Genomic DNA, 26086 nt, shown 5'->3' with positions numbered 1-26086 from the left:
TACGCTATCTGTATGATTATTAAATAACTTGTTACGATCGCTTTTTGGCGTTAGCGCCCGTTCACCAAGAAGATGGCTACGTCACAATTGGCAAAACGAACATTTGTGACGTTCATCAGGTTCGGGTATACTACTTTCCCGTCTTGGTCTTTCTATCGTCCTTAAACCTAAACTCTCAGGTTCAGCATGACAACTAATTATATTTTTGTGACCGGCGGGGTCGTTTCCTCTCTGGGTAAAGGCATTGCCGCAGCCTCTCTCGCGGCTATTCTCGAAGCCCGTGGCCTCAACGTTACCATCATGAAACTGGACCCGTATATCAATGTGGATCCGGGTACGATGAGCCCAACGCAGCACGGCGAAGTGTTTGTTACTGAAGATGGCGCAGAAACCGATCTTGATCTGGGACATTATGAGCGCTTTATCCGCACTAAAATGACGCGCCGTAACAACTTCACCACCGGACGTATCTATTCCGATGTTTTGCGTAAAGAGCGTCGGGGAGACTATCTGGGGGCGACCATTCAGGTTATTCCTCACATCACTAACGCGATTAAAGAGCGCATCATTGAAGGCGGTGAAGGCCATGATGTCGTGCTGGTGGAAATCGGCGGTACGGTGGGTGACATCGAATCCCTGCCATTCCTGGAAGCTATTCGCCAGATGGCAGCGGAAGTAGGGCGTGAGCACACGCTGTTTATGCACCTGACGCTAGTACCTTATCTGGCGGCGGCCGGTGAAGTGAAAACCAAACCTACCCAACATTCCGTTAAAGAGCTGCTGTCTATCGGTATTCAGCCCGATGTGCTGATTTGCCGTTCTGATCGTACCGTGCCGGCTAATGAGCGCGCAAAAATTGCGTTGTTCTGCAACGTACCGGAAAAAGCGGTTATCTCTCTGAAGGATCTTGATTCCATTTATAAAATCCCGGCGCTATTGAAATCACAGGGCCTGGACGATTATATTTGTAAACGATTCAGCTTAGACTGTGAGGAAGCTGATCTGTCAGAATGGGAACAAGTCATTTATGCAGAAGCGAATCCTGGCGGCGAAGTGACGATTGGTATGGTCGGTAAGTATGTTGAACTACCGGATGCCTATAAGTCAGTAATTGAAGCATTGAAACATGGTGGTTTGAAGAATCGCCTGACGGTGAATATCAAGCTTATTGATTCACAGGACGTTGAAACCCGTGGTGTCGGCGTGCTGAAAGGTTTAGATGCGATTCTGATTCCGGGTGGCTTTGGCTATCGTGGTATCGAAGGCAAAATCATGGCGGCTGGTTATGCCCGTGAAAATCAGATTCCCTATTTAGGCATTTGTCTGGGGTTGCAGGTCGCATTAATTGAATTTGCCCGTAATGTTGCCGGTATGGATGGGGCAAACTCAACAGAGTTTGTACCAGACTGTAAGTACCCGGTTGTCGCGTTGATCACCGAGTGGCGTGACGAAGATGGTAACATCGAAGTCCGCAGCGAGAAGAGCGATCTGGGCGGTACTATGCGTGTAGGCGGACAGCAATGCCATCTGGCTGAAGGAAGCCTGGTACGCCAGCTTTATGGTGAACCGACGATTATTGAACGTCATCGTCACCGTTATGAAGTGAACAATATGTTGTTGAAACCGCTTGAAGCGGCGGGATTACGTGTTGCCGGTCTTTCCTCCGATCGCAAGCTGGTGGAAATTATTGAAATTCCTGATCATCCGTGGTTTGTCGCGTGTCAGTTCCATCCGGAATTTACGTCAACTCCCCGTGATGGACACCCCTTGTTTGCTGGCTTTGTAAAAGCCGCAGGGGCGTATCAGAAGCGCTTGGTGAAATGAATTTTGTCAGCAATGCGCGAGTCTGTGATCGCGCGTTGTTTGTCTGAGGTTTTAGTTTAACTTGTACTGAGGAAAATCTAATGTCCAAAATTGTTAAAGTCATTGGCCGTGAAATCATCGACTCACGCGGAAATCCGACTGTTGAGGCTGAAGTTCACCTGGAAGGTGGTTTCGTTGGTCTGGCTGCGGCGCCGTCAGGTGCTTCTACCGGTTCCCGCGAAGCGCTGGAACTGCGTGATGGCGATAAATCCCGTTTCCTGGGCAAAGGTGTTACCAAAGCGGTTGCTGCTGTTAATGGTCCTCTTGCTCAAGCCGTTCTGGGAAAAGATGCTAAAGACCAGGCTAACATCGATAAGATCATGATCGATCTGGATGGCACTGAAAACAAATCCAACTTCGGTGCTAATGCCATTCTGGCGGTTTCTCTGGCCAGCGCTAAAGCGGCGGCGGCTTCCAAAGGTATGCCGCTGTATGAACATATTGCCGAACTGAACGGTACCCCAGGCAAATTTTCTATGCCATTGCCGATGATGAACATCATCAACGGTGGCGAACACGCGGATAATAACGTTGATATCCAGGAGTTCATGATTCAGCCGGTTGGCGCGAAAACCGTGAAAGAAGCGATCCGTATCGGTTCTGAAGTGTTCCATAACCTGGCAAAAGTCCTGAAAGCTAAAGGTATGAATACCGCTGTGGGTGATGAAGGTGGTTATGCACCAAACCTGGAATCCAACTCGGCTGCATTGGCTGCTATCAAAGAAGCGGTAGAAAAAGCCGGCTACGTGCTGGGTAAAGACATCACGTTGGCCATGGACTGCGCGGCTTCCGAATTCTACAACAAAGAAACGGGTAACTACGAGCTGAAAGGCGAAGGTAAAACCTTTACTTCTCAGGAATTCACTCACTATCTGGAAGGCCTGACCAACGAATACCCGATCGTGTCTATCGAAGATGGTCTGGATGAGTCCGACTGGGACGGTTTTGCTTACCAGACCAAAGTGCTGGGTGACAAAATTCAGTTGGTGGGTGACGATCTGTTCGTGACCAACACCAAGATCCTGAAAGAAGGCATCGAAAAAGGTATCGTCAACTCCATCCTGATTAAATTCAATCAGATTGGTTCTCTGACCGAAACCATGGCAGCTATCAAGATGGCGAAAGATGCTGGCTACACCGCTATCATTTCTCACCGTTCTGGCGAAACTGAAGATGCCACCATCGCTGACCTGGCGGTAGGTACGGCGGCTGGCCAGATCAAGACCGGTTCCATGAGCCGTTCTGACCGTGTTGCCAAATACAACCAGCTGATTCGTATCGAAGAAGCACTGGGTGCCCGCGCACCGTTTAATGGTCTGAAAGAAGTGAAAGGCCAGGCGTAATTATCGCGTCTTCCGCGGAGCGGTATTGCTGGCAACATGCAGTAAAAACGTCCTGCGTTACGTAACAAAAAAACCAGAGGTGCTTTGTACCTCTGGTTTTTTTTTGTCATCACTTCGGTATTTTCCAGGCCACGATATCTCCTAAACCACAACGTTTCTCGGTGCGCTAACTGCACTGACGAGCAACTCTTTTTCTCTCCTGCGTTATCGGCCTTGATGCCACAAGTCTTTCTCGTGGTGGCGTGGCAGTAACCCCTCGTTTCCTGTGATCGTCATAAACGAACTTCAGGTTTTGTTTTGTTAAAATTGCTTTTTATAAAAACTTTGAACCCGATCAAGATGTTCTTCTTCAGGTTGCCAGTGCATAGCCCGACATGGCAAAAGCACAAAGGTCTTCAGTATGGTCGGGTGCTACGTTAGGGCAATGACAGCGAAATATTGGTCTGTCCTGAAACCGTCATAAAAAACGATTGGAGAAGAATGGCGATGAAGATATGTAAAATTAATACCTCGATGAAGCTGGTTGCTGCGGCCTTACTCTTCTCACTCAGTCACGGTGTTTACGCAGCAACCGTACTTAAGCTGGCCTATGCGGAAAATAGTGAACCAGTAAAACAAGCGCTGCAATACATCGGTCAAAGTGTTGAACAAAAAACGCATGGTGAGGTGCAAATTCAGTATTTCCCCGACAGCCAGCTCGGTGGTGAGCGTGAACTGGTTGAAATGACGCAGGTCGGTGCGATTGACCTGACCAAGGTTTCATCGGGTTTATTGGAAAGTTTCTCTCCGCTTTATGGGGTGTTCTCTTTACCCTATCTATTTAAGAATCAAGAAGAATTTTACAAGGTGATGGACGATCCCGACATCATGGATCCGGTTTATCAATCTACTGAAACACAGGGTTTCATTGGCATGGGGTGGTATGACTCTGGTGCGCGCAGTTTCTATATGAGCAAAGGACCGGTCAAAAGTATTGATGATCTGAAAGGGAAAAAGATTCGGGTCATGCAGAGTGAAACGTCCATCAACACAATGAAACTGCTCGGTGCTTCCCCTATCGCCATGAGTCAGGCAGAAGTCTATACCTCATTGCAGCAAGGTATCATTGATGGTGCGGAGAATAATGAATTTGCCCTCACTATCGCCCGCCACGGAGAAGTGGCCAAGTATTACACCTACGACATGCATACCCGCATTCCTGACATTGTGATCATGAGTAGTTTGACCAAAACCAAGTTAACACCGGATCAAATGAAAGCGTTACAGGAATCGATTCACGAATCGGTTGAGGTTGAGAAGAAAGCGTGGAAGGAAGAGATGGATAAAACCCGTGATCTGGCCAAATCCCAGTTTGGAGTGCAGTTCTTCAACATCGACTATGCCCCGTTTAAAAAGGCGGTCCAGCCGATCTATGAAAAACTGAAAAGCAAGCCACAGGTTTATGCGCTGTACCAAAAAATCAGCCAAGTGAGTCAATAGGTTTTGTTGTGGAGAAAGGGTTTCCTTTCTCCCATTTGGCATGATGTTGAGGGTTTTATGAACATAATTAGAAAATGGCTGGACAGAGTCATAGAGGTCTTCTGTTGCAGTTTACTGATCGTGATGGTTTTGGTTGCCTGTTGGCAGGTTATCAGTCGCTATATATTCAATGCACCCAGCATTTTCTCAGAAGAATTTCTCTGTTTCTCCCTGGTTTGGCTGTCCGTCATTGGTTTAGCCTATGTTGCAGGTAAACGTGAACACATTAGTTTAACGCTGTTCCTGGATAAGTGCCCGCCACGCCTGACCGCTTACTGGAACATGGTTATTCAGGTGGTGTTTATCCTATTTTCGATTTACATCCTGATCATTGGCGGCTGGCATGTTTCGCTAAACGCCATGATGCAGATTTCTCCAGTCTTGCAGATTTCGATGGGGAAAGTGTATTACTCCCTCCCGCTTTCAGGTGTCCTCACCATTGTTTACTGCGTGCTGAATATCGTCGATATGAGCAAGGAGGCACAGAACCAGAATAAGAAGTCGAACCCGAAACAAGGTCATACATTAGCGGGAGGCCATCATGATTGATCCTGTTATCGCCGCCAGCATGTTGGTGGGTATTTTTATCTTGTTACTGGCTTTAGGCGCCCCCATTGGTTTGTGTATCGTGATTGCTTCCGGCGCGACTATCATGTTGGTGCTGCCGTTCAATATCGCGATGTTCACCACGGCGCAAAAAATGTTTTCCAGCTTAGACAGTTTTGCACTGCTGGCGGTCCCGTTTTTCATTCTGTCCGGGGTCATCATGAATAACGGTGGTATAGCCTCCCGTTTGGTGAATTTTGCAAAACTCTTCACTGGCCGCATTCCCGGTTCACTCTCTTACACTAATATCGCCGGGAATATGATGTTTGGTGCGGTCTCCGGCTCGGCGATTGCGGCATCAACCTCCATTGGCGGTGTACTGGTGCCGATGAGTGCTAAAGAGGGATACAGCCGTAGTTTTGCTTCCGCTGTCAATATTGCTTCAGCGCCGACGGGCATGCTGATTCCACCTACTACCGCCTTCATCCTGTATGCACTAGCCAGTGGTGGAACCTCTATCGCTGCGCTGTTTGCCGGGGGGCTGGTGGCAGGAGTTTTATGGGGAATCAGTTGTATGGTAGTGGCTTATATCGTTGCCAAGCGTAACAACTATACTAATTTCTTTGCTCTGCAAAAGGGGATGGCCTGGAAAGTTACACGTGATGCGCTTCCGAGTATGCTGCTGGTGGTCATTATTGTCGGTGGTATCGTCCAGGGAATCTTCACTGCCATCGAAGCCTCGGCGGTGGCAGTAATCTATACCGCCTATCTGACACTGTTCTTGTATAAAACGCTGTCCTGGACGGATATCCCAAGGATCCTCATCCAGACCTTTATTATGACGGGCGTTATCATGTTCTTGTTGGCAACGTCTTCCGCGATGTCGTTTGCCATGTCGATGACTGGTATTCCAGGTGCTCTTAGCAAACTGATCCTGGGTATTTCACAAAGTCCGAAAATAATCTTGCTGGTAGTGACACTCTTCCTGTTGGTCGTGGGCGCGTTTATGGATATTGGCCCGGCAATTTTGATTTTCACTCCCATTCTGCTGCCAATCATGGTGAGAATCGGCGTCGATCCGGTGCATTTTGGGATTCTGATGGTTTACAACCTGGCGATTGGCACTATCACACCGCCTGTCGGTAGCGGACTGTATGTCGGGGCCAGTGTCGGGCAAGTCAAAGTGGAAGATCTGATTAAGCCACTAATCCCTTTCTACATTGCCATCATCGCTGTGCTGATGCTTATCACCTATTTACCTGAATTAACACTATTTTTACCAAAAATGCTTGGTGTGATGTAATCGAATTCGAGGAACGCTATGAACGTCTTTCCTGTAAAACACAGTCCGCTGTTGTGCCAGCCTGCATACTTTATTTCACGTGATGGTCTGAAAGCGCTGATTTGTCGTATTACCAATAATCTGATCAATATCGAGGACAAAACCGGGGAGTTTTTGCTGCGACTGGATGATGGGCGTGTCATTGATACCAAAGGCTGGGCTGGCTGGGAATGGACGCATGGCATCGGGTTGTATGGTATTTATCAATATTATCGTCAGACTGGTGATGAACAGATGCGGACCATCATTGATGACTGGTTTACCGCTCGTTTGGAGGAAGGCACGCCGACCAAGAACGTCAATACTGTTTGTCCGTTTCTGACGCTGGCCTATCGCTATGAAGAAACGGGTGACAGCCGTTGGCTACCTTACCTTGAGCGTTGGGCTGAGTGGGTGATGTACGACATGCCGCGCACCCATAAAAACGGCCTGCAACATATTGTGTATAACAGTGAAAATACCGATCAACTGTGGGACGATACGCTGATGATGAGTGTGTTGCCGCTGGCCAAAATCGGTAAATTGCTCAACCGCCCTGAATTCGTTGAGGAAGCGACTTATCAGTTTCTGTTACATGTGCAGTATTTGATGGATCGCCAGAGCGGGCTATGGTTCCACGGCTGGACATTCGCGGGTAGTCATAATTTTGCCGAGGCGCGTTGGGCACGTGGTAACAGTTGGCTGACGATTGTCATCCCGGAATTTATCGAACTGCTTGACCTGCCAGCACACAATGCAACCCGTCGTTTTCTGATTCAGGTACTGGAAAACCAGGTTGAGGCGCTGGAGAAATATCAGGATGACAGCGGCCTGTGGCACACCTTGTTGGATGACCCGAATTCCTATCTGGAAAGCTCCGCTACCGCCGGGTTTGCCTACGGTATTCTGAAGGCAGTGCGTAAGCGTTACATTGATAAACGCTACTCTGTCGTGGCTGAAAAGGCGATTCGTGGTGTGGTGAACAATATAAATAGTGACGGTGAGCTGCTACAGGTGTCTTTCGGCACCGCGATGGGCAAGGACCTGGACTATTACCGCCAGATTCCGCTGACTTCCATGCCGTATGGCCAGGCGATGGCGATTTTGTGTCTGTCTGAATATTTGCGTGTGTATTTATAATTGGGCTCATGGCTTATTCTGTACGGGCTTTCGTGGTTGGAAGCCCGTTTTTTTATGATTGTTATCCGCTATCGGTGATAATGCGGATTTAGCCAGAAGGAATAATGAAACACGATGCTGTACCCGATTAACGAAATGTTCCAGACCCTACAGGGTGAAGGTTACTTTACTGGTGTGCCAGCGGTATTCATCCGTCTACAGGGCTGCCCGGTGGGGTGCAGTTGGTGTGATACCAAACATACCTGGGATATGTTGGCGGTTCGACAGATTCCGCTGGATGAAGTCTTGGTAAAAACCCAGGAGAGTGACGCCTGGGGTGAAGCCAGCGTGAATGATATCCTGTTACAGATCAGTAAACTGGGCTATACCGCTCGGCATGTGGTGATTACCGGCGGAGAACCCTGTATCCACGATCTGACACCGCTGACACAAGCGTTGGAGCGGCAGGGATTCAGCACACAGATTGAAACCAGCGGCACACACGAAGTGCGCTGTTCGCCGAAATGTTGGGTCACTGTCTCGCCGAAAGTGAATATGCGCGGTGGTATGGTGGTTATCGATCAGGCGTTGCTGCGTGCCGATGAAATCAAACATCCAGTCGCGCGGGAGCGGGATATCGCCGCGCTGGATATACTGCTGGCCCGCCTGACTGACGATAAATCCCGTATTGTCGCTTTGCAGCCCATTAGTCAGAAAGAGGATGCTACCCGGCTGTGCATTGAAACCTGTATTGCCCGCAACTGGCGGTTATCGATGCAGACCCACAAATATCTCAATATTGCCTGATGCCCGGATTCAGGCGTTATTGATGCCTTCACCCCGATAGATACAGCCCGCGGTGCAGGTTTCTTTAACCATGACTGCACTCAGTTCCGGCAGTGATGATTTCATCTGCTGCCAGATCCACTGGGCCAATACTTCACTGGTCGGGTTTTCCAGACCGGGAATCTCATTCAGATAGTGGTGATCCAACTGTTCCCATACTGGTTTAAATGCTGCTTTCAGCTCGGCGAAATCCATTACCCAGCCGGTATACGCGCCGACTTCGCCAGTAATTTCCAGTCGGACGATAAATGAGTGTCCATGCAGGCGGCCGCATTTGTGTCCGGCAGGAACATGGGGAAGACGATGTGCAGCTTCAAACTGAAAATCTTTGAACAGTGTGGTTGGCATGGCGGTAAATCTCTTATGGCCTGAAAAACCGACGCATACTACCGGAAAGTTGTCTGTTGTGCTATTTCTCCCCAGTAAGTAAGCGTGAATAGTGATTTTCACTGCTTAATTGTGAACATAGAGGCATATTTTCTGTAGCTAAAGTATGAATGAGATATTTTGCTATGGATGCGACATACCACTTTTAGTGGTAGTTTCTATCAAAAAAACCATTTAGTCGTTTTGGTTATTTGATATGTCCATCATTTCTTTAATTGTTACCATGCGGATGGTTACCTTATACCCTATTCGATTTTTATCTCGCTCAATCTGCATGAGTGCCGGCCGACCAGAACAAGGATACAGATATCACGATGACAACTTCGGTTTCCCCGACTTCGTTGCTCCCGTTGAGTACGGAGCAACTTTCGCGCTTGCAGGCGGCAACTGGTGATTTATCACCAATGCAACTGTCCTGGTTGTCCGGTTATTTTTGGGGGATAGCGCAGCAGCAATCCGGAGTGACAACAACGGATATTACGAACAGTGCGACTATTGCTTCCGCACCACCGCAGATAATCACGCTGATTTCAGCTTCTCAGACAGGTAATGCCCGACGCGTGGCTGAACAGGTGCGCGATGATTTATTGGCCGCCAACCTGCCGGTGACGCTGGTCAATGCCGGTGATTACAAATTCAAACAGATTGCGCAGGAAACGCTGCTGCTGTTGGTAACGTCTACCCAGGGTGAAGGAGAACCGCCGGAAGAGGCGGTGGGGTTGTATAAATTTTTGTTTTCGAAAAAAGCTCCCCAACTTACCGGTACAGCGTTTGCGGTATTTGGTCTGGGCGATACGTCTTATGAATTTTTCAGCAAGGCTGGCAAAGATTTCGACCGCCGTTTGGCGGAACTGGGTGCCGAGCGTTTGTTGGAGCGTGTTGATGCGGATATGGAATATCAGTCGCAGGCGGAGCAGTGGCGTCGCCAGTTGGTGGACACGATTCAGCCTCGATTGTCGGCTCAGAGCAGGGTAACCGCGCCGACAGCAGTCAGTTCAACGGCTAATACTATTGTCAGTAGCCCATATACCAAGGAGGCACCGCTGGTGGCCTCTTTGTCGGTGAATCAAGTCATTACTGGGCGCGCTTCTGAAAAGGATATCCGCCATATCGAAATCGATTTGGGGGAATCCGGGTTGCGTTATCAGCCTGGTGATGCCCTCGGTGTCTGGTATGAAAATGATCCGGCGCTGGTGCAGGAATTATTGGATTTACTGTGGTTGAAAGGTGACGAACCCGTGGTGGTGTCGGGGGAGACCGTGCCGTTATCGCAAGCGTTGCGTTGTCATTTTGAATTGACCCAGAACACGGCACCGATTGTGGAAAAATATGCCGCCTGGTCACGTAGTGAAAAACTGTTGGGACTGGTGGCGGAAAAGGCCGTGCTACAACAGTACGCACAGCAGACGCCGCTGGTTGATATGGTACGCGAAGCCCCGACAGAACTAACGGCAGAGCAGTTAATAGCGTTACTGCGTCCATTGACGCCACGCTTGTACTCTATCGCTTCTTCACAGGAAGAGGTTGGCAATGAAGCACATATCACCGTTGGGGTAGTTCGCTATGATTATGAAGGGCGTCACCGCATAGGTGGTGCTTCTGGTTATCTGGCAGATCGGCTTGGTGAAGATGACGAAATACGTGTTTTCATTGAACGCAATGACAATTTCCGTCTGCCAACCAATCCAGAGGTACCCGTTATCATGATTGGCCCCGGAACCGGAATTGCACCATTTCGTGCCTTTATGCAACAACGGGAAGCCGCGGGTGCCAAGGGTAAAAACTGGCTGTTTTTTGGTAACCCGCACTTTACCGAAGATTTTCTGTATCAGGTGGAGTGGCAACGCTATGTGAAAGATGGCTTGCTGACCGATGTCGATCTAGCCTGGTCACGTGATCAGCCGCACAAAATTTATGTGCAGGACCGGATCCGCGAAAAAGGCGCTGAAGTGTGGCGCTGGATTCAGGATGGTGCACATATTTACGTTTGTGGCGATGCTAATCATATGGCGAAAGATGTCGAAAGGGCATTATTGGATGTGGTGGCGGCACACGGTGGCATGGATACCGAGCTGGCAGATGAATTTTTAAGTGAACTGCGCCTTGAGCGGCGTTATCAGCGAGATGTGTACTAATGAGCGATAAACATCCTGGCCCTCTGGTGGTAGAAGGTAAACTGGCTGATGCCGAACGTCTGAAGCTGGAAAGTAATTTTCTGCGTGGCACCATAGCTGAAGATTTAAACGACGGCCTGACTGGCGGTTTTAACGGCGATAATTTTTTGCTGATCCGTTTTCATGGTATGTATCAGCAGGATGACCGTGATATTCGTGCCGAGCGGGCTGAACAGAAACTGGAACCACGGCATGCCATGATGCTGCGTTGCCGTCTACCCGGTGGGGTAATGACGCCTGAGCAGTGGCTGGGCATTGATAAATTTGCTGCGGAGGAGACGCTGTACGGTAGCATTCGTATCACTAACCGGCAGACGTTTCAGTTTCACGGTATTCTGAAATCGAAGTTGAAATCGGCTCACCAGGTATTACACGATGTGGGGCTGGATTCACTGGCTACCGCCAATGATGTTAACCGTAATGTATTGTGTACCTCTAACCCGGTAGAGTCTGAACTGCACCAGCAGGCTTATGAATGGGCGAAAAAGATCTCAGAGCATCTGTTACCGCGTACTCGCGCCTATGCTGAAATTTGGCTCGATCAGGAAAAAGTAGCCACTACGGACGAAGAGCCGATTCTCGGTCCGGCTTATTTGCCGCGTAAATTTAAAACCACGGTAGTCATTCCACCACAGAATGATGTGGATCTGCATGCTAACGACCTGAACTTCGTTGCTATTGCCGACAATGGTCGCCTGGTGGGCTTTAACGTACTGGTGGGCGGGGGATTATCCATCGCTCACGGTGATAAAGCGACCTATCCGCGTACCGCCAGCGAACTGGGTTACATCCCTGTGGAGCAGACGTTGGCGGTGGCTGAAGCTGTGGTAACCACTCAACGTGACTGGGGCAATCGCACTAATCGTAAAAACGCCAAAACCAAATACACTCTGGAGCGGGTTGGCGTAGATATTTTCAAACAAGAAGTAGAGCGTCGGTCGGGTGTAATGTTCGGAACGGTACGTCCGTATGAATTCACCGGACGTGGTGATCGTATCGGCTGGACAAAAGGTATTGACAATAAATGGCATTTAACACTGTTTATTGAGAATGGCCGCATCCTGGATTATCCGGGACGTCCGCTGAAAACCGGTATCGCCGAGATTGCCAAAATTCATAAGGGAGATTTTCGTCTGACAGCCAATCAGAATCTGATTGTGGCTGGTGTATTGTCACGGGATAAGGCCAGCATTGAAACATTAGCCCGGCAATATGGGCTGATGGATGATGCGATCAGTGAGCAGCGTAAGAATTCAATGGCGTGCGTGTCGCTGCCAACCTGCCCGCTGGCGATGGCGGAAGCTGAACGTTTCCTTCCCGAGTTTGTCACTAAAGTGGAAGCGGTAATGCAGCAACATGGTGTGGCTGATGAACATATCGTTTTGCGGGTAACTGGCTGCCCCAATGGCTGTGGTCGTTCTTTACTGGCGGAAATTGGACTGGTGGGTAAAGCGATTGGCCGTTATAACCTGCATATTGGTGGGAATCGGGAAGGTACGCGAATTCCACGTATGTATCGGGAGAATATTACCGAAGCGGAAATCCTCAGTGATATTGATCAATTGATTGGCCGTTGGGCCAAAGAGCGTCATGACAGGGAAGGCTTCGGCGATTTTACGATCCGCACCAACATTGTTAAACCGGTGCTGGACCCAGCTCGTGATTTTTATGACTGACAGGAGAGCCTGATGTCTACGTTTGATCTGGCGGCGCTTAACGTTTTGCCACATTCGGAACAGTCTGCCGCGTTGGTGGTGATAAACGGCCAACTTGAATTACTATCGGCACATGAGCGAGTAGCCTGGGCACTGGAAAATCTGCCGGGTAATTTTGTGCTCTCCTCCAGTTTTGGCATTCAGGCGGCAGTGTGTCTGCATCTGGTGACTCAGCAGCGTCCAGATATCCCGGTTATCCTGACGGATACCGGGTACCTGTTTCCGGAAACCTATCAGTTTATCGATAACCTGACGGAGCGGCTCAATCTGAATCTGCATGTCTATCGTGCGGAATTCTCTCCAGCCTGGCAGGAAGCTCGCTATGGCAAACTGTGGGAGCAGGGTGTGAAAGGTATTGAGCAGTATAATCACATCAACAAGGTTGAACCGATGAATCGTGCCCTTAAGGAACTACAGGCGCAGAGCTGGTTTGCCGGGTTGCGTCGTGAGCAGTCTGGCAGTCGTGGTCATCTACCGGTATTGGCGGTGCAGCGTGGTGTGTTCAAGCTCTTGCCGATTATTGACTGGGATAATCGGCAAGTTTATCAGTATCTGAAAGAAAACGACCTGAGCTATCATCCGCTGTGGGATCAAGGCTATTTGTCGGTAGGCGATACACATACTACTCGTAAATGGGAGCCAGGTATGAGTGAAGAGGAAACCCGTTTTTTCGGCCTTAAGCGAGAGTGCGGGCTGCACGAAGGCTGAACGCTATCTCGGCTTGACTACTGTTGTCAGTAAATGTGCTTTTGACGGTTAATCTTTTTGTTGTAGTAATCACTTTTATGTGGTGATTCTTGCTGTTTCCGTGATCTCCGTGAAAGCGGAGATCTATTTTGATGTAAATAAACGCACACTGTTTTTGATGTAAGCGTGAAAAATGTTGAATCAGAAAAATGCTATATTGTTCAACAATAAATGCAGTGTAATTAAGGGATAATATAAACAGTTATTAGGCTTTTTGTTCTGTTTTTAATAACTCGTTATTCCATTACGGAACTTATCATTCTAATTCGGCATTTCATAACCCTTCCCCATACACTTTATAGTCACTTTATGATTTGTTTAGCTTAGTAAAGGCCTCTGTGAACTATCTTCCTTTATTCGCTGATCTCCGGCATCGCCCCGTACTTGTCGTCGGTGGCGGCGAAGTGGCAACGCGTAAAATTGAACTGCTTCAACGTGCTGGCGCCGAAGTAAAAGTGGTGGCTAAGGCATTGTGTGAGCCACTTAGTGTGCAGCAGCAGACGGGAAAGATCGCTTGGATTGCCCAGGAGTTTACGCCATTGCAGTTAGACGGTGTTTTTCTGGTCATCGCGGCGACTGATGATACCGAACTGAACGCGGTGGTATTTGATGCCGCCAATCGGCGTCAGTTGTTGGTTAACGTGGTAGATGATCAGCCAAAATGCTCGTTTATTTTCCCTTCGTTGGTCGACCGTTCTCCTTTGCTGGTAGCGATCTCTTCTGGTGGACAAGCACCGGTGCTGGCACGGATGTTGCGCGAAAAATTGGAAGCGTTATTACCCTCCAGCTTGGGGCAAATGGCTCAATTGGCGGGTAGTTGGCGTACCCGAATCAAACAGCGTTTGCAATCGATAACAGAGCGCAGGCGTTTCTGGGAGCGTATTTTCAACGGACGCTTTGCCAGTTTAATCGCCGCCGGACAATTGGCGCAGGCAGAGCAGGAGCTACAGCAGCAGCTCGAACAGCCTCAGTCAGTACAGGGCGAAGTAGCGTTGGTTGGTGCCGGTCCGGGGGATGCGGGGTTACTCACACTCCGCGGTTTACAATTGATCCAGCAGGCTGATGCGGTGCTGTATGACCATCTGGTCAGTTCGGATGTATTGGAACTGGTACGCCGGGATGCGGAACGCATCTGTGTCGGTAAGCGTGCTAGTGCACATCTGCTACCTCAGGAAGAGATTAATCAACTGCTCGTCACGTTGGCGCAGCAGGGGAAACGTGTCGTGCGTCTGAAAGGTGGCGATCCGTTCATGTTTGGTCGTGGTGGCGAAGAGTTGCAATATGTGGCACGAGCAGGGATTCCATTTCAGGTGGTGCCGGGAATTACGGCGGCAGCGGGAGCAACAGCGTATGCCGGTATTCCGCTGACGCATCGGGATTATGCCCAGAGCGTCGTGTTCATCACCGGTCATTGTCGTCCTGATGGTGATGTTTTGGATTGGTCGGCACTAGCTTGTGGGCGTCAGACTTTGGCGATCTATATGGGAACGGTCAAGGCAGCGGAGATCAGCCATCAGTTGATTACTCACGGACGTGAGGCGACAACGCCCGTGGCGGTGATTAGTCGTGGTACACGACGTGATCAGCAGGTGCTGATCGGCACACTGCAGACATTGGAACAACTGGCGCAGCAAGCTCCGACGCCGGCTTTGCTGGTGATCGGCGAAGTGGTCAATTTACACCAGCATATCGCCTGGTTTGGTGAACATACACAAACGCAGATGGCTACGGTTGAACACCGTCCGGTCGTCGTGAATTTGTCTTAAGGTACGATTATGGACGAAAAAAGACTCACGCATTTACGGCAGTTAGAAGCAGAAAGCATTCAGATCATCCGTGAAGTGGCGGCTGAATTTGGTAACCCGGTAATGCTCTATTCGATCGGCAAGGATTCATCGGTCATGCTCCATCTGGCGCGTAAGGCATTTTATCCGGGAACACTGCCGTTTCCATTACTGCACGTGGATACTGGTTGGAAATTCCGCGCAATGTACGAATTCCGTGATCGCACGGCCAAAGCCTATGGCTGTGAATTGCTGATACACCGTAATCCACAGGGCGTTGCTATGGGAATTAACCCCTTTGTACACGGCAGTGCCAAACACACCGATATTATGAAAACCGAAGGGTTAAAGCAGGCACTGGATAAATACGGTTTTGATGCCGCCTTTGGTGGCGCACGTCGGGATGAAGAAAAATCGCGTGCCAAGGAACGTATTTATTCGTTTCGTGATCGTTTTCATCGTTGGGATCCTAAAAACCAGCGCCCGGAGCTGTGGCACAATTACAACGGACAGATCAATAAAGGTGAAAGTATCCGTGTGTTCCCGCTGTCTAACTGGACTGAGCTAGATATCTGGCAGTACATCTATCTGGAAAATATCGATATTGTCCCACTCTATCTGGCGGCTCCACGTCCAATTGTGTCACGTGATGGCATGTTACTGATGGTGGATGACGACCGTATCAATCTGCAACCGGGTGAGGTGATTACGCAACGTATGGTGCGTTTCCGTACTCTGGGATGCTGGCCGCTGACGGGAGCGGTGGAGTCGCAAGCACAAACATTGCCGGAAATCATTGAAGAGATGCTGGTCTCTACTACCAGTGAGCGTCAAGGACGGGTGATCGACCGCGATCAAGCCGGGTCAATGGAGCTGAAAAAGCGTCAAGGGTATTTCTGAGGAATCGGTCGAATGAATCATGTAATAGCAAAACAGATCGCTGAACAGGGCGGTGTCGAGGCTTACCTCCAAGCACAGCAGAATAAAAGTTTGCTGCGTTTTCTGACCTGTGGCAGCGTCGACGATGGCAAAAGTACGCTTATCGGGCGTTTGTTGCACGATACCCGTCAGATTTATGAAGATCAGCTCTCCACACTGCATAGTGACAGCAAGCGGCTTGGCACCCAGGGTGAAAAGCTGGATCTGGCATTACTGGTGGATGGTCTGCAGGCAGAACGTGAGCAGGGTATTACCATTGATGTGGCTTATCGCTATTTCTCTACCGAGAAGCGTAAATTTATTATTGCTGATACGCCGGGCCATGAGCAGTACACGCGTAATATGGCGACAGGCGCTTCTACTTGTGAACTGGCCATTCTGCTGATCGATGCCCGTAAAGGTGTGTTGGATCAGACTAGGCGACATAGCTTTATTGCCACCTTGCTGGGTATTCGCCATCTGGTGGTCGCTGTGAATAAAATGGATTTGGTGGATTACCAGCAAACTGTTTTTGAACAATTCAAACAGGATTATCTGGACTTTGCCCAGCAACTGCCTACCGACTTGAATATTACTTTTGTACCCATTTCTGCACTGGATGGTGACAATGTAGCTTCACCCAGTGAGACGATGAACTGGTACACTGGCCCGACATTGCTGGATGTTCTGGAAACGGTCAACGTGATTCCACGTAGTCTGGAACAACCGATGCGTTTTCCTGTGCAGTATGTCAACCGCCCTAACCTGGATTTCCGTGGTTACTCGGGAACCGTGGCTTCGGGAGTCGTCCGCGTCGGTAATCGTATCAAGGTGTTACCTTCTGGCGTTGAGTCCACCATCAGCCGAATTGTCACCTTTGATGGCGACTTGCAGATGGCGCAAGTGGGAGAAGCCATAACACTGGTACTGGAAAACGAAATTGATATCAGTCGGGGAGACCTGCTGGTGGATAGTGCTGAAAACCTGAATACAGTACAAAGTGCGCGGGTGGATGTGGTCTGGATGGCGGAACAACCGTTAGTGCCGGGCCAAAGTTACAATATCAAGATTGCGGGTAAAAAAACGCGCGCCCGGGTGGAAAATATCCAGTATCAGGTTGAAATCAATACGCTGACGCAGCGTGTGACGGATGCTTTGCCATTGAATGGCATTGGGCTGGTTGAACTGACTTTTGATGAACCGCTGGCATTGGATAATTACCAACAGAATCCTGTTACCGGCGGTATGATTTTTATCGACCGTTTAACCAATGTCACGGTGGGTGCCGGCCTGGTACGTGAAGTGATTGAACAGCCGTATCAGGATCCTGATGCTTATAGTGCGTTTGAGCTGGAGTTGAATGCGTTAGTCCGCCGTCATTTCCCTCATTGGGGTGCGCGTGATCTGTTGGGAGGGAAATAGCGTGTCTGAATATTCTCCCCGAGTGATGGCGTCTGCTGACGAGAATGTTGTCTGGCATCCTCATGCGGTTACACAAACTGATCGAGAACGCCGGCATGGACACCGTGGTGCCGTGGTGTGGTTTACCGGACTTTCCGGTTCTGGTAAATCTACGTTGGCTGGCGCGCTGGAGCAGGCGCTGCATGCAAAAGGCGTCAGTACCTATCTGTTAGACGGCGATAATGTCCGGCATGGTCTATGTCGTGATTTAGGCTTCAGTGATGATGACCGGCGGGAGAATATCCGCCGGGTAGGCGAAGTATCTAAATTAATGGTCGACGCGGGTCTGGTTGTGTTAACGGCGTTTATATCACCGCACCGTGCTGAGCGGAAAATGGTGCGTGATTTGCTGGATGGTCAGCCATTTATTGAAGTTTTTGTGGATACGCCACTGGCGATCTGTGAAACACGCGATCCCAAAGGGTTGTACAAGAAAGCTCGTGCGGGTGAGTTGCGTAATTTTACCGGCATTGACGCTGTTTATGAGGCACCTGAGCTGCCAGAATTGCATTTAGATGGAGAACAATTGGTAACACATTTGATCTCTCAATTGTTAGATATGTTGCAGGGTCGAGCTATTATCAACCCTTGATCTCCTTGTGAAAATATCATCAGGCGTTTGATGATAGGGAGACCGTGGGAAAGATAAAGATTATGCAGAATGTCACACCATTACTGGGTAGTGAAGCTAGCCATCGGCGGGATGAAGATACTCAAGTATCCTATCCGTTTATGGGGGCTATCGCTGGTTTCTCTTTCTATTGGCTGGCGTTTGTCCTTCCTTTTTTAGTCTACGGCCTGAATGTCACTTTGTTTCTGATGCTATACACCTGGCCTTTTTTCCTGGCTCTGATGCCGTTATCGGTGTTGATTGGTGTGGCTTACAGTATATTGTGGCAGGAAAATACCACGCTGATGATTTTGTGCAGCGGGATCACGACGGTATCGTTGTTCTGGCTGGTATTTGCATTACTTACTGGCTGGTGGTGATCATTCAGGCCGTGTTAGTCGTTTTATCGGCGATTATTCCCCCCGATTCTCCTCCGTTCCACTTCTTTGTTGAATCGTGTTGTCTTGTAAAAAATTTACCTTTCCCCTCTTTCTTCGCTATTTAGAGGCTTTTTTCTCTCTCATGTATTCAGCAATTGTTGATGCACTGTGGAGTCTGGATAAAAGTTATGGGATGATTAGATGGCTTTTCAGGGGGCGGAATGGGAAAACTTACGCTGTTATTGTTAATAATACTTGGCTGGTTGCAGTATTCACTGTGGCTGGGCAAAAATGGTATCCATGATTACGTGCGGGTGAAAGATAGTGTGTCTGTTCAACAGGAGAATAACGCCAAACTAAAATCCCGTAACGAGCAGTTGTTTGCTGAAATCGACGATCTTAATGGTGGACAGGAAGCCATCGAAGAGCGTGCACGTAATGAGCTGGGAATGATTAAACCTGGTGAAAGTTTCTATCGTCTGGTCCCTGATCAATCTGGCCGTCGCACTGCCACTACCGCGCTACCTGCGCCATCCTCCAACCCAACATTACGCTAGGTATGTCTACTCTGATTGCCCCCCCGCATGAGGTCGTTGCTATCTTGCCGGCTGCTGGCAATGGTAGCCGGATGAAAAGTGACCGTCCGAAACAGTATTTGACTATCGGTTCCAAAACCATCCTCGAACATACTATTGACGCGTTGCTACAGCATCCTCGCATTCGGCAAGTGATCGTAGTTATCAGTGCCGATGATGGCTATTTTTACTCTCTGCCTTTGGCAAATAATCCGCAGATCGCAGTGGTGACCGGTGGCAAACAGCGTGCGGATTCCGTCTTGGCGGGTTTGCTGCGTGTGACTCAGACCGAATGGGTACTGGTACATGATGCAGCTCGTCCATGTCTGCATCGAGATGATCTGGATCATCTGTTGGCGCTGACAGAACAGAGTGAGATAGGCGGCATTCTGGCTGCTCCTGTTCGTGATACGATGAAGCGTAGTTCAGATGGGTTGATTGAGCATACAGTAGAACGAGATGACCTCTGGCATGCTTTAACTCCGCAGCTCTTTCCTTTGGATTTGCTCAGAACCTGCCTTCAGCGGGCACTGAATGATGGCGTATCCATCACTGATGAAGCATCAGCGTTGGAGTACTGCGGTTATCATCCACAGATTGTCAGTGGCAGATCGGATAATATCAAGATAACACGTCTGGAGGATTTGGCTTTGGCTGAGTTTTATCTGACCAATAATTTTAAAAATCAAAAGATTACCTAAAAGGAGAGTGCGCGATGCGTATCGGTCACGGTTTCGATGTCCATAAATTTGGTGGCGAAGGTCCACTGGTGATCGGTGGTGTTCGTATCCCCTATGATCAGGGATTGTTGGCCCATTCTGATGGTGATGTCGTGTTGCATGCCATAACTGACGCGTTGTTGGGTGCGGTTGCTCTGGGGGATATCGGTAAACTCTTTCCTGACACCGACCTTTCTTATAAAAATATAGACAGTCGAGAGCTGCTACGCGATGCATGGCAACGTATCAGAGATAAAGGTTACTGTCTGGGAAATCTGGATGTCACCATCATTGCCCAGGCCCCCAAAATGGCTCCACATATTCCACAAATGCGTGTCAATCTGGCGGAAGATCTGCAATGCCACATGGATGATGTGAATGTCAAAGCGACCACGACTGAACAACTAGGATTTACTGGTCGTGGCGAGGGCATTGCCTGTGAAGCAGTCGTATTGTTGTTAAAAGATGATTCTGCCGGGGTCGTGGCATGGTAACGATGAACACTGCAGATGAGCTTACCTGGTTGCATGGAAAACCACAGTCAACGGGGCTGATGAAATCCACTGCTGACGATTTTATTGTGGTCGAGGATCTCGGTTTTCAACCAGATGGCGAAGGCGAACATCTGTTGGTACGGATACGTAAACGGGGATGTAATACTGTATTTGTGGCTGAAGCGCTGGCAAAGTTTGCGCATATTCCTGCGCGTGCTGTCAGTTATGCCGGTCTTAAAGATCGTCATGCGGTTACTGAACAATGGTTTTGTCTCCATTTACCAGGAAAAGAAACTCCGGATCTGCAGGCATTTGAACTGGAAGGATGTGAGCTTCTTGAGGCTGCTCGACACCGTCGTAAACTGCGTATAGGTGCGCTGCAAGGCAATGCCTTTACGCTGGTATTGCGTCACATCAGCGATCGACAATCGGTAGAAGATCGTTTGCAACGTATTACTACTGCTGGCGTGCCTAATTATTTCGGTAGTCAGCGGTTTGGCCGCGAGGGCAATAACCTTGATCAGGCCCGGCGTTGGGCGAGTAATGACATTCTGGTGAAAGAACGTAGTAAACGCAGCTTTTATCTTTCTGCCAGCCGTAGTGAACTCTTTAATTGTGTTACCAGCGCCCGCTTGGCGCAGCAACAGGAGAAAGTGGTTTTTTGCGGTGATGCTTTACAATTGACGGGTCGAGGTAGTTGGTTTGTGGCGCAGAAGGATGAGCTAACTGCTCTACAGCAGCGTGTCGAACAGGGCACATTACAGATTACGGCGCCATTGCCTGGCGATGGCGCGTTAGGTACGCAAGATGCGGCTCTGGACTTTGAGCAACAGTGCCTGCAGACACAACCATTGCTGTTGTCATTATTGCAGCGTGAGCGGGTAGAGCCCGCTCGTCGTGCCGTTTTACTTTATCCTCGGGAATTGCAGTGGGAATGGCAGGATAAGATGACGGTTCAATTGCGCTTTTGGCTTCCAGCGGGAAGTTTTGCCACCAGCGTAGTAAGGGAAATTGTGCTACAGGCACAGTAGGCGGCAGACATTACTGCCTCATTCAACACGAGTTTACCTTTTTCAGTTTTAGAATATCTGAATATTTTCTTGATGTTACAGAGATATATTCCCTTTCTTTAGAGGATAGATACGTTGATAAGGTTAGCTAGCGCTGAGGTTTGCGGGGAATGGTAAACAAGCGTATGCATACGTTGCTGGCGCAGTTGCATCAGCAGGGGATTCAGGATGAGCGTCTGTTACAGGCGGTAGCTGCCGTACCTCGGGAGCGCTTTGTTGATGAGGCTTTTGAACATAAAGCCTATGAAAATACAGCGCTACCAATAGGTTTTGGCCAAACGATCTCCCAGCCTTATATGGTTGCCAGAATGACCGAACTCTTACGGTTAACACCAGTTTCAAGAGTATTGGAAATAGGCACGGGTTCCGGTTATCAAACTGCAATTCTGGCTCACCTGGTTCAACATGTATGTTCAGTCGAACGTATTAAAGGACTACAGTGGCAGGCCAAACGTCGCCTTAAACAGCTTGATTTGCATAATGTATCTACACGTCATGGTGATGGATGGCAAGGCTGGGCATCAAAAGGCCCTTTTGATGCCATAATCGTCACGGCTGCGCCACCTGAAATTCCTGCCGCGTTGATGGAGCAGCTCGATGAAGGTGGCATTATGGTATTACCGGTGGGTGAACAGCAGCAAATGTTGCAGGTGGTAGAACACCATAGCGGTGAGTATATCGTTCAGACCGTTGAAGCTGTTAGGTTTGTTCCGCTGGTCAAAGGTGAGCTTGCCTGATACCGTGACAAATCATCATTTAAATGTTCTCAGCCTTTAAGATTTCAACACAAGTGTTTATTGTACTAATTTGTTGATATCGCTAGCATCACAGAATTGCATTATTTCTTAAATTGGCTTGTATGCCCTGATGAAAAAGTACATTTTCTCATTCTGAATACAGAATAATTACCAGAGTTCAGCGACTTTTCTACGGATGAGGGATATCACTGGCTGGATAGAATAGTAAATTTTATGGTTATAGGGGAGTTCGGCGCATGGGAGGCCAAATAATGAATTGGCAACAGATCGCTGCATGTATGGTTATTGTTGCAGGATTAGCAAGTTGTTCTAACAGTAACAATCGATCGGCACCGATCAGCAGTGTGGATGGTGGCACTGGAAGTCGGGGAGGCATGATGTCTTCTCCGACTCCGCGCATTACTTCGCCAAGCTCTTCCAATATTACCACTCATGAAGGCAAGATAGTTTATAACCGCAGCTACAGTAATATTCCGAAAGGCAGTTATACCGGTACTAACTATATCGTCAAGCGCGGCGATACCCTGTTTTATATTGCCTGGATCAGCGGTAACGATTACCGGGAGCTGGCTCAGCGCAATGGCATTCCTGAACCGTACAGTCTGAATGTCGGCCAGACACTGACGCTGGGCAACAATATGAACGTTAATGATTCACAGGTAATGGCCAGTAATAGTGGTCACATGTTACCCGTGAATGCAACCAGAAACGGGCAGATGCAAACTTCTCAGGTTGATTCTCAATCGACTAATGCGTATTCTGGAAATTCGGGTAAAAAGAATGTGGGTAAGATGTTACCCAAGGCAGGGGCGTCGGCTCCTGTTGCCGAACCGAGGCCAGTACCCAGCAGCAGTAATGTTGCTATCACTGGTTGGCGTTGGCCTACAGAAGGGAAAGTCATAGATAATTTCTCAGCCGCTGAGGGGGGAAATAAAGGGATTGATATCGCTGGCTCACGTGGGCAACCTGTAGTCGCTACCGCTGGCGGGCGTGTAGTGTATGCGGGAAACGCGTTGCGCGGTTACGGTAATCTGATAATCATCAAACATAATGATGACTACCTGAGCGCCTATGCCCATAACGAAACCATGCTGGTCCGGGAACAACAAGAGGTAAAGGCGGGGCAAAAAATCGCTACTATGGGTAGCACCGGAACCAGTTCAGTACGCTTACATTTTGAAATTCGTTACAAGGGGAAATCCGTAAACCCGCTGCGTTTTCTTTCGCAGCGATAAATCGGGCAGGGTATTTCGGTATTCTGCCATGGGATCACGGGTAGGAGCCACTTATGAGCCAAAGTACGCTGAAAGTTAACGAGTTACATGAAGATACTGATTTCGACGAGAATGGAATTGATGTATTTGATGACAAAGCGCTGACAGAAGAAGAGACTAATGATAATGACTCGCAAGAAGATGAGTTGCTATCACAAAGTATTGTCCAGCGAGTTTTAGATGCAACGCAACTCTATTTAGGAGAGATTGGCTATTCACCTCTTTTAACCGCTGAAGAAGAGGTTTATTTTGCCCGGCGCGCGTTGCGTGGTGATGTATCATCACGCCGCCGTATGATCGAAAGCAACCTGCGGTTGGTGGTGAAAATTGCCCGCCGTTACAACAACCGTGGACTGGCACTGCTTGACCTGATAGAAGAGGGAAATCTCGGTCTGATTCGGGCAGTTGAAAAATTTGATCCTGAAAGAGGATTCCGCTTTTCAACCTACGCTACTTGGTGGATTCGGCAGACCATAGAGCGAGCGATTATGAATCAGACTCGGACTATTCGTTTGCCTATTCACATCGTTAAAGAACTTAATGTTTACCTTCGTACCGCGCGTGAATTATCTCATAAACTGGATCATGAGCCGAGTGCGGAAGAAATTGCCGAACAGCTCGATAGACCGGTTGATGACGTTAACCGCATGCTACGCTTGAATGAGCGCATTACTTCCGTTGATACGCCATTGGGTGGGGATTCGGAAAAAGCGTTACTGGATATTCTGGCAGACGAAAAAGATAACGGACCTGAAAATACAACTCAGGATAACGATATGAAGCAAAATATCGTTAAATGGTTGTTTGAGCTGAACGCCAAGCAGCGTGAAGTTCTGGCTCGTCGTTTTGGTTTGCTGGGGTATGAAGCCGCTACGCTGGAAGATGTTGGTCGTGAGATCGGATTAACCCGCGAGCGTGTTCGCCAGATTCAGGTTGAGGGATTGCGGCGTCTGCGTGAAATATTGCAGGTACAAGGATTGGATATTGAAGAGCTGTTTCGTGAATAATATTCACTGGCTGTTCTGAAAAATAAAAAATGGTGGGATTACCCATAATGCTCGTCAGTTAAGCTTTTAAAGGTGGCCGTAACGGATAACGTTGCGGCCTCTTTTTTACGGCTCTCGGGTAATGTCGCGCTCTTCTCCCTGGTAGCACGAAGCTAGATGCCATGCTCAGTATCTCTTCCATGACTTTTGGCAGTTTTCCCGGGGACACTCCTGGCAGTAACCGCAGATGACTGCACAGATACAACGCCGACTGCTTAAATCCCATCTGATAAGGCTCCACACCTTTCAGACTGTACGCCATCTGCGCCATCATAAAGCGCAACAGATTGTACGCCAGCGCCACACCCCACAGTTCCTGACGCACCAGCTCCGGCTTTTTACTCCTCAACGTCAGCTCATTATTCAGCAGATGCTGTTTCATCTCCCTGAACCCGTGCTCTATCTCCCACCTGTGACTGTACAGGTCAACGATATCTGCTTTCGGGTATCTGAGCGGATCACACATCGACGTCAGTATCTGCACCGTTTTGCCACCCACTTCCTTGCTTATCAGCCTTGCTGTCAGGGTTTCCGGGGCATCCCGCCATTTCTTTTTCGCCTGGGGTGACAGCCGCAGGGTCACCAAGCTCTGCCCGGGCCCCAGGTTTCTCACCACCTCATACTGTGCACCTTTGCGTAATGGCAGCATCCAGTGTCTTTCTGCGCCTGATGACTGCCAGCGATGCAGCAGGCCCAAGGCATAGAAGCCTTTATCCATAATGGTCAACGAGTGGTCAGGCGTTTTGGCGATAAGCTGGGCAGCAAGCTCAGCCTCACCTGCATCAGAGACGCTGTCGAAGGCAACGGCAGATAACAGATGACTTGTCACTTCCATTTGGCAGACCATACGCAGTTGTGGCCATTCGGACCGCTTATTCACATTGGCGGTACGGCCAAAAGCGGCATCATTCTCTGGTGTGTCCGGTGTTCTCCACAGCGTGCCGTCTACTGCCATCAGCGTCAGTCCGTTCCAATGAGACAAGGGCGTTTTTTCAAACCAGAGTTGGCGTGTTTTTTCGAACATCAGCCGGATAGCATCCTCCCCGAGCCGTTGACGGGCCTGAACAACGGCACTGGGTGCAACAAAAGGCCGGTTACCAGGCAGAAGAATGTCCATATGGGAGACCAATTGGCTCATGGAGTGAGAGCGGAACAGGGCCATGCCGGTGACAGCCCAGACCATCATCTCCATGGAGAGACGGCGCTTGCGCAGGGTGACGATGCCTGTGTCGGCCAGGCACTCATCAATCAGTTCAGGAGAAAGCAGGTCTGCAAGAGCAGCAAACTCCTGCGGGGAAAATTTATGGGCAGTATCTAAAGCTTGGCTGAATAACATAAAAAAATCCGTAATCCCTGGAGAGATTACGGATTCTTACACAGTGGCTGGATCGTTCAAGTGATCCTTAACTGATCGGCAT

General features: G+C 49.1%; 24 protein-coding genes. 22 read left to right on the top strand and 2 right to left on the bottom strand.

The genetic code is table 11. The features are described 5' to 3' along the window. Positions 1-186: 186 nt before the first annotated feature. The 7 genes from pyrG to queE all read left to right on the top strand — a co-directional run bounded on the left by pyrG (position 187) and on the right by queE (position 8517). Positions 187-1824 (top strand): CTP synthase (glutamine hydrolyzing), encoded by a 1638-nt coding sequence (gene pyrG / locus PCO85_18225; GenBank protein WJV53102.1) that lies wholly within the window; start codon positions 187-189, stop codon positions 1822-1824. Positions 1825-1904: 80 nt separating this feature from the next. Beyond that, positions 1905-3206 (top strand): phosphopyruvate hydratase, encoded by a 1302-nt coding sequence (gene eno, locus PCO85_18220; GenBank protein WJV53101.1) that lies wholly within the window; start codon positions 1905-1907, stop codon positions 3204-3206. Between the two features lie 486 nt (positions 3207-3692). Next, entirely contained in the window at positions 3693-4685 is a 993-nt protein-coding gene (locus tag PCO85_18215) for a TRAP transporter substrate-binding protein (GenBank protein ID WJV53100.1), read from the top strand. Between the two features lie 57 nt (positions 4686-4742). Further along, positions 4743-5273 carry a TRAP transporter small permease gene (locus PCO85_18210; protein ID WJV53099.1) on the top strand — a complete coding sequence of 177 codons (531 nt, stop codon included), beginning with the start codon at positions 4743-4745 and terminating at the stop codon, positions 5271-5273. Continuing rightward, positions 5266-6573, top strand: coding sequence for a TRAP transporter large permease (locus PCO85_18205; GenBank protein ID WJV53098.1), 1308 nt, complete (start codon positions 5266-5268; stop codon positions 6571-6573). The genes PCO85_18210 and PCO85_18205 overlap by 8 nt, the downstream gene beginning before the upstream one ends. Positions 6574-6591: 18 nt before the next feature. Next, positions 6592-7731, top strand: coding sequence for a glycoside hydrolase family 88 protein (locus PCO85_18200; GenBank protein WJV53097.1), 1140 nt, complete (start codon positions 6592-6594; stop codon positions 7729-7731). 114 nt (positions 7732-7845) lie between these two features. Further along, positions 7846-8517 carry a 7-carboxy-7-deazaguanine synthase QueE gene (gene queE, locus PCO85_18195; GenBank protein ID WJV53096.1) on the top strand — a complete coding sequence of 224 codons (672 nt, stop codon included), beginning with the start codon at positions 7846-7848 and terminating at the stop codon, positions 8515-8517. 9 nt (positions 8518-8526) lie between these two features. Here the strand turns inward: queE and queD are convergent, their stop codons facing one another. Further along, entirely contained in the window at positions 8527-8904 is a 378-nt protein-coding gene (queD, locus tag PCO85_18190) for a 6-carboxytetrahydropterin synthase QueD (protein ID WJV53095.1), read from the bottom strand. Positions 8905-9257: 353 nt separating this feature from the next. Here queD and cysJ point away from each other — a divergent pair, with 353 nt between their 5' ends. The 15 genes from cysJ (at position 9258) to rpoS (ending at position 24629) form a co-directional block, all read left to right on the top strand. Further along, positions 9258-11078, top strand: coding sequence for an NADPH-dependent assimilatory sulfite reductase flavoprotein subunit (gene cysJ / locus PCO85_18185; protein WJV53094.1), 1821 nt, complete (start codon positions 9258-9260; stop codon positions 11076-11078). Further along, positions 11078-12793, top strand: coding sequence for an assimilatory sulfite reductase (NADPH) hemoprotein subunit (gene cysI / locus PCO85_18180; GenBank protein ID WJV53093.1), 1716 nt, complete (start codon positions 11078-11080; stop codon positions 12791-12793). The genes cysJ and cysI overlap by 1 nt, the downstream gene beginning before the upstream one ends. Before the next feature lie 12 nt (positions 12794-12805). Beyond that, a complete protein-coding gene (gene cysH, locus PCO85_18175; GenBank protein ID WJV53092.1) occupies positions 12806-13540 on the top strand; it encodes a phosphoadenosine phosphosulfate reductase in 735 nt (244 codons plus the stop codon). 377 nt (positions 13541-13917) lie between these two features. Next, positions 13918-15345 (top strand): siroheme synthase CysG, encoded by a 1428-nt coding sequence (cysG, locus tag PCO85_18170; GenBank protein WJV53091.1) that lies wholly within the window; start codon positions 13918-13920, stop codon positions 15343-15345. A gap of 9 nt (positions 15346-15354) precedes the next feature. Continuing rightward, positions 15355-16263 (top strand): sulfate adenylyltransferase subunit CysD, encoded by a 909-nt coding sequence (gene cysD, locus PCO85_18165; protein WJV53090.1) that lies wholly within the window; start codon positions 15355-15357, stop codon positions 16261-16263. Positions 16264-16275: 12 nt separating this feature from the next. After that, complete coding sequence (gene cysN, locus PCO85_18160; GenBank protein ID WJV53089.1) at positions 16276-17703, top strand: sulfate adenylyltransferase subunit CysN; 1428 nt, start codon at positions 16276-16278, stop codon at positions 17701-17703. Positions 17704-17728: 25 nt separating this feature from the next. After that, positions 17729-18334, top strand: a complete 606-nt coding sequence (cysC, locus tag PCO85_18155) for an adenylyl-sulfate kinase (protein ID WJV56131.1) — start codon at positions 17729-17731, stop codon at positions 18332-18334. Between the two features lie 62 nt (positions 18335-18396). After that, a complete protein-coding gene (locus tag PCO85_18150; protein ID WJV56130.1) occupies positions 18397-18732 on the top strand; it encodes a DUF3561 family protein in 336 nt (111 codons plus the stop codon). A 221-nt stretch (positions 18733-18953) separates the two neighbouring features. Next, entirely contained in the window at positions 18954-19289 is a 336-nt protein-coding gene (gene ftsB / locus PCO85_18145) for a cell division protein FtsB (GenBank protein WJV53088.1), read from the top strand. Between the two features lie 2 nt (positions 19290-19291). Continuing rightward, entirely contained in the window at positions 19292-20008 is a 717-nt protein-coding gene (gene ispD / locus PCO85_18140) for a 2-C-methyl-D-erythritol 4-phosphate cytidylyltransferase (protein ID WJV53087.1), read from the top strand. 14 nt (positions 20009-20022) lie between these two features. Continuing rightward, the gene (gene ispF, locus PCO85_18135; GenBank protein ID WJV53086.1) at positions 20023-20520 is read left to right on the top strand and encodes a 2-C-methyl-D-erythritol 2,4-cyclodiphosphate synthase; all 498 of its coding nucleotides are present in this window, start codon (positions 20023-20025) and stop codon (positions 20518-20520) included. Between the two features lie 2 nt (positions 20521-20522). Further along, a complete protein-coding gene (truD, locus tag PCO85_18130; GenBank protein WJV56129.1) occupies positions 20523-21551 on the top strand; it encodes a tRNA pseudouridine(13) synthase TruD in 1029 nt (342 codons plus the stop codon). Positions 21552-21700: 149 nt separating this feature from the next. Next, positions 21701-22327: a protein-L-isoaspartate(D-aspartate) O-methyltransferase gene (locus tag PCO85_18125; GenBank protein WJV53085.1), complete on the top strand. Its 627-nt coding sequence runs from the start codon at positions 21701-21703 to the stop codon at positions 22325-22327. Between the two features lie 257 nt (positions 22328-22584). Next, entirely contained in the window at positions 22585-23583 is a 999-nt protein-coding gene (gene nlpD, locus PCO85_18120; GenBank protein ID WJV53084.1) for a murein hydrolase activator NlpD, read from the top strand. A 53-nt stretch (positions 23584-23636) separates the two neighbouring features. Beyond that, positions 23637-24629 carry an RNA polymerase sigma factor RpoS gene (gene rpoS / locus PCO85_18115; protein ID WJV53083.1) on the top strand — a complete coding sequence of 331 codons (993 nt, stop codon included), beginning with the start codon at positions 23637-23639 and terminating at the stop codon, positions 24627-24629. Between the two features lie 58 nt (positions 24630-24687). Here rpoS and PCO85_18110 read toward each other — a convergent pair whose 3' ends face one another. Beyond that, on the bottom strand, positions 24688-26004 hold the full coding sequence (locus PCO85_18110; protein WJV53082.1) for an IS4 family transposase: 1317 nt from the start codon (positions 26002-26004) through the stop codon (positions 24688-24690). Positions 26005-26086: the final 82 nt, after the last annotated feature.

The sequence above is a fragment of the Prodigiosinella aquatilis genome (genome assembly GCA_030388725.1).
Taxonomy (GTDB): domain Bacteria; phylum Pseudomonadota; class Gammaproteobacteria; order Enterobacterales; family Enterobacteriaceae; genus Prodigiosinella; species Prodigiosinella aquatilis.
The sequence above is the reverse complement of the archived record's forward strand: the minus strand, read 5'-3'. Positions and strand labels throughout refer to the sequence as shown.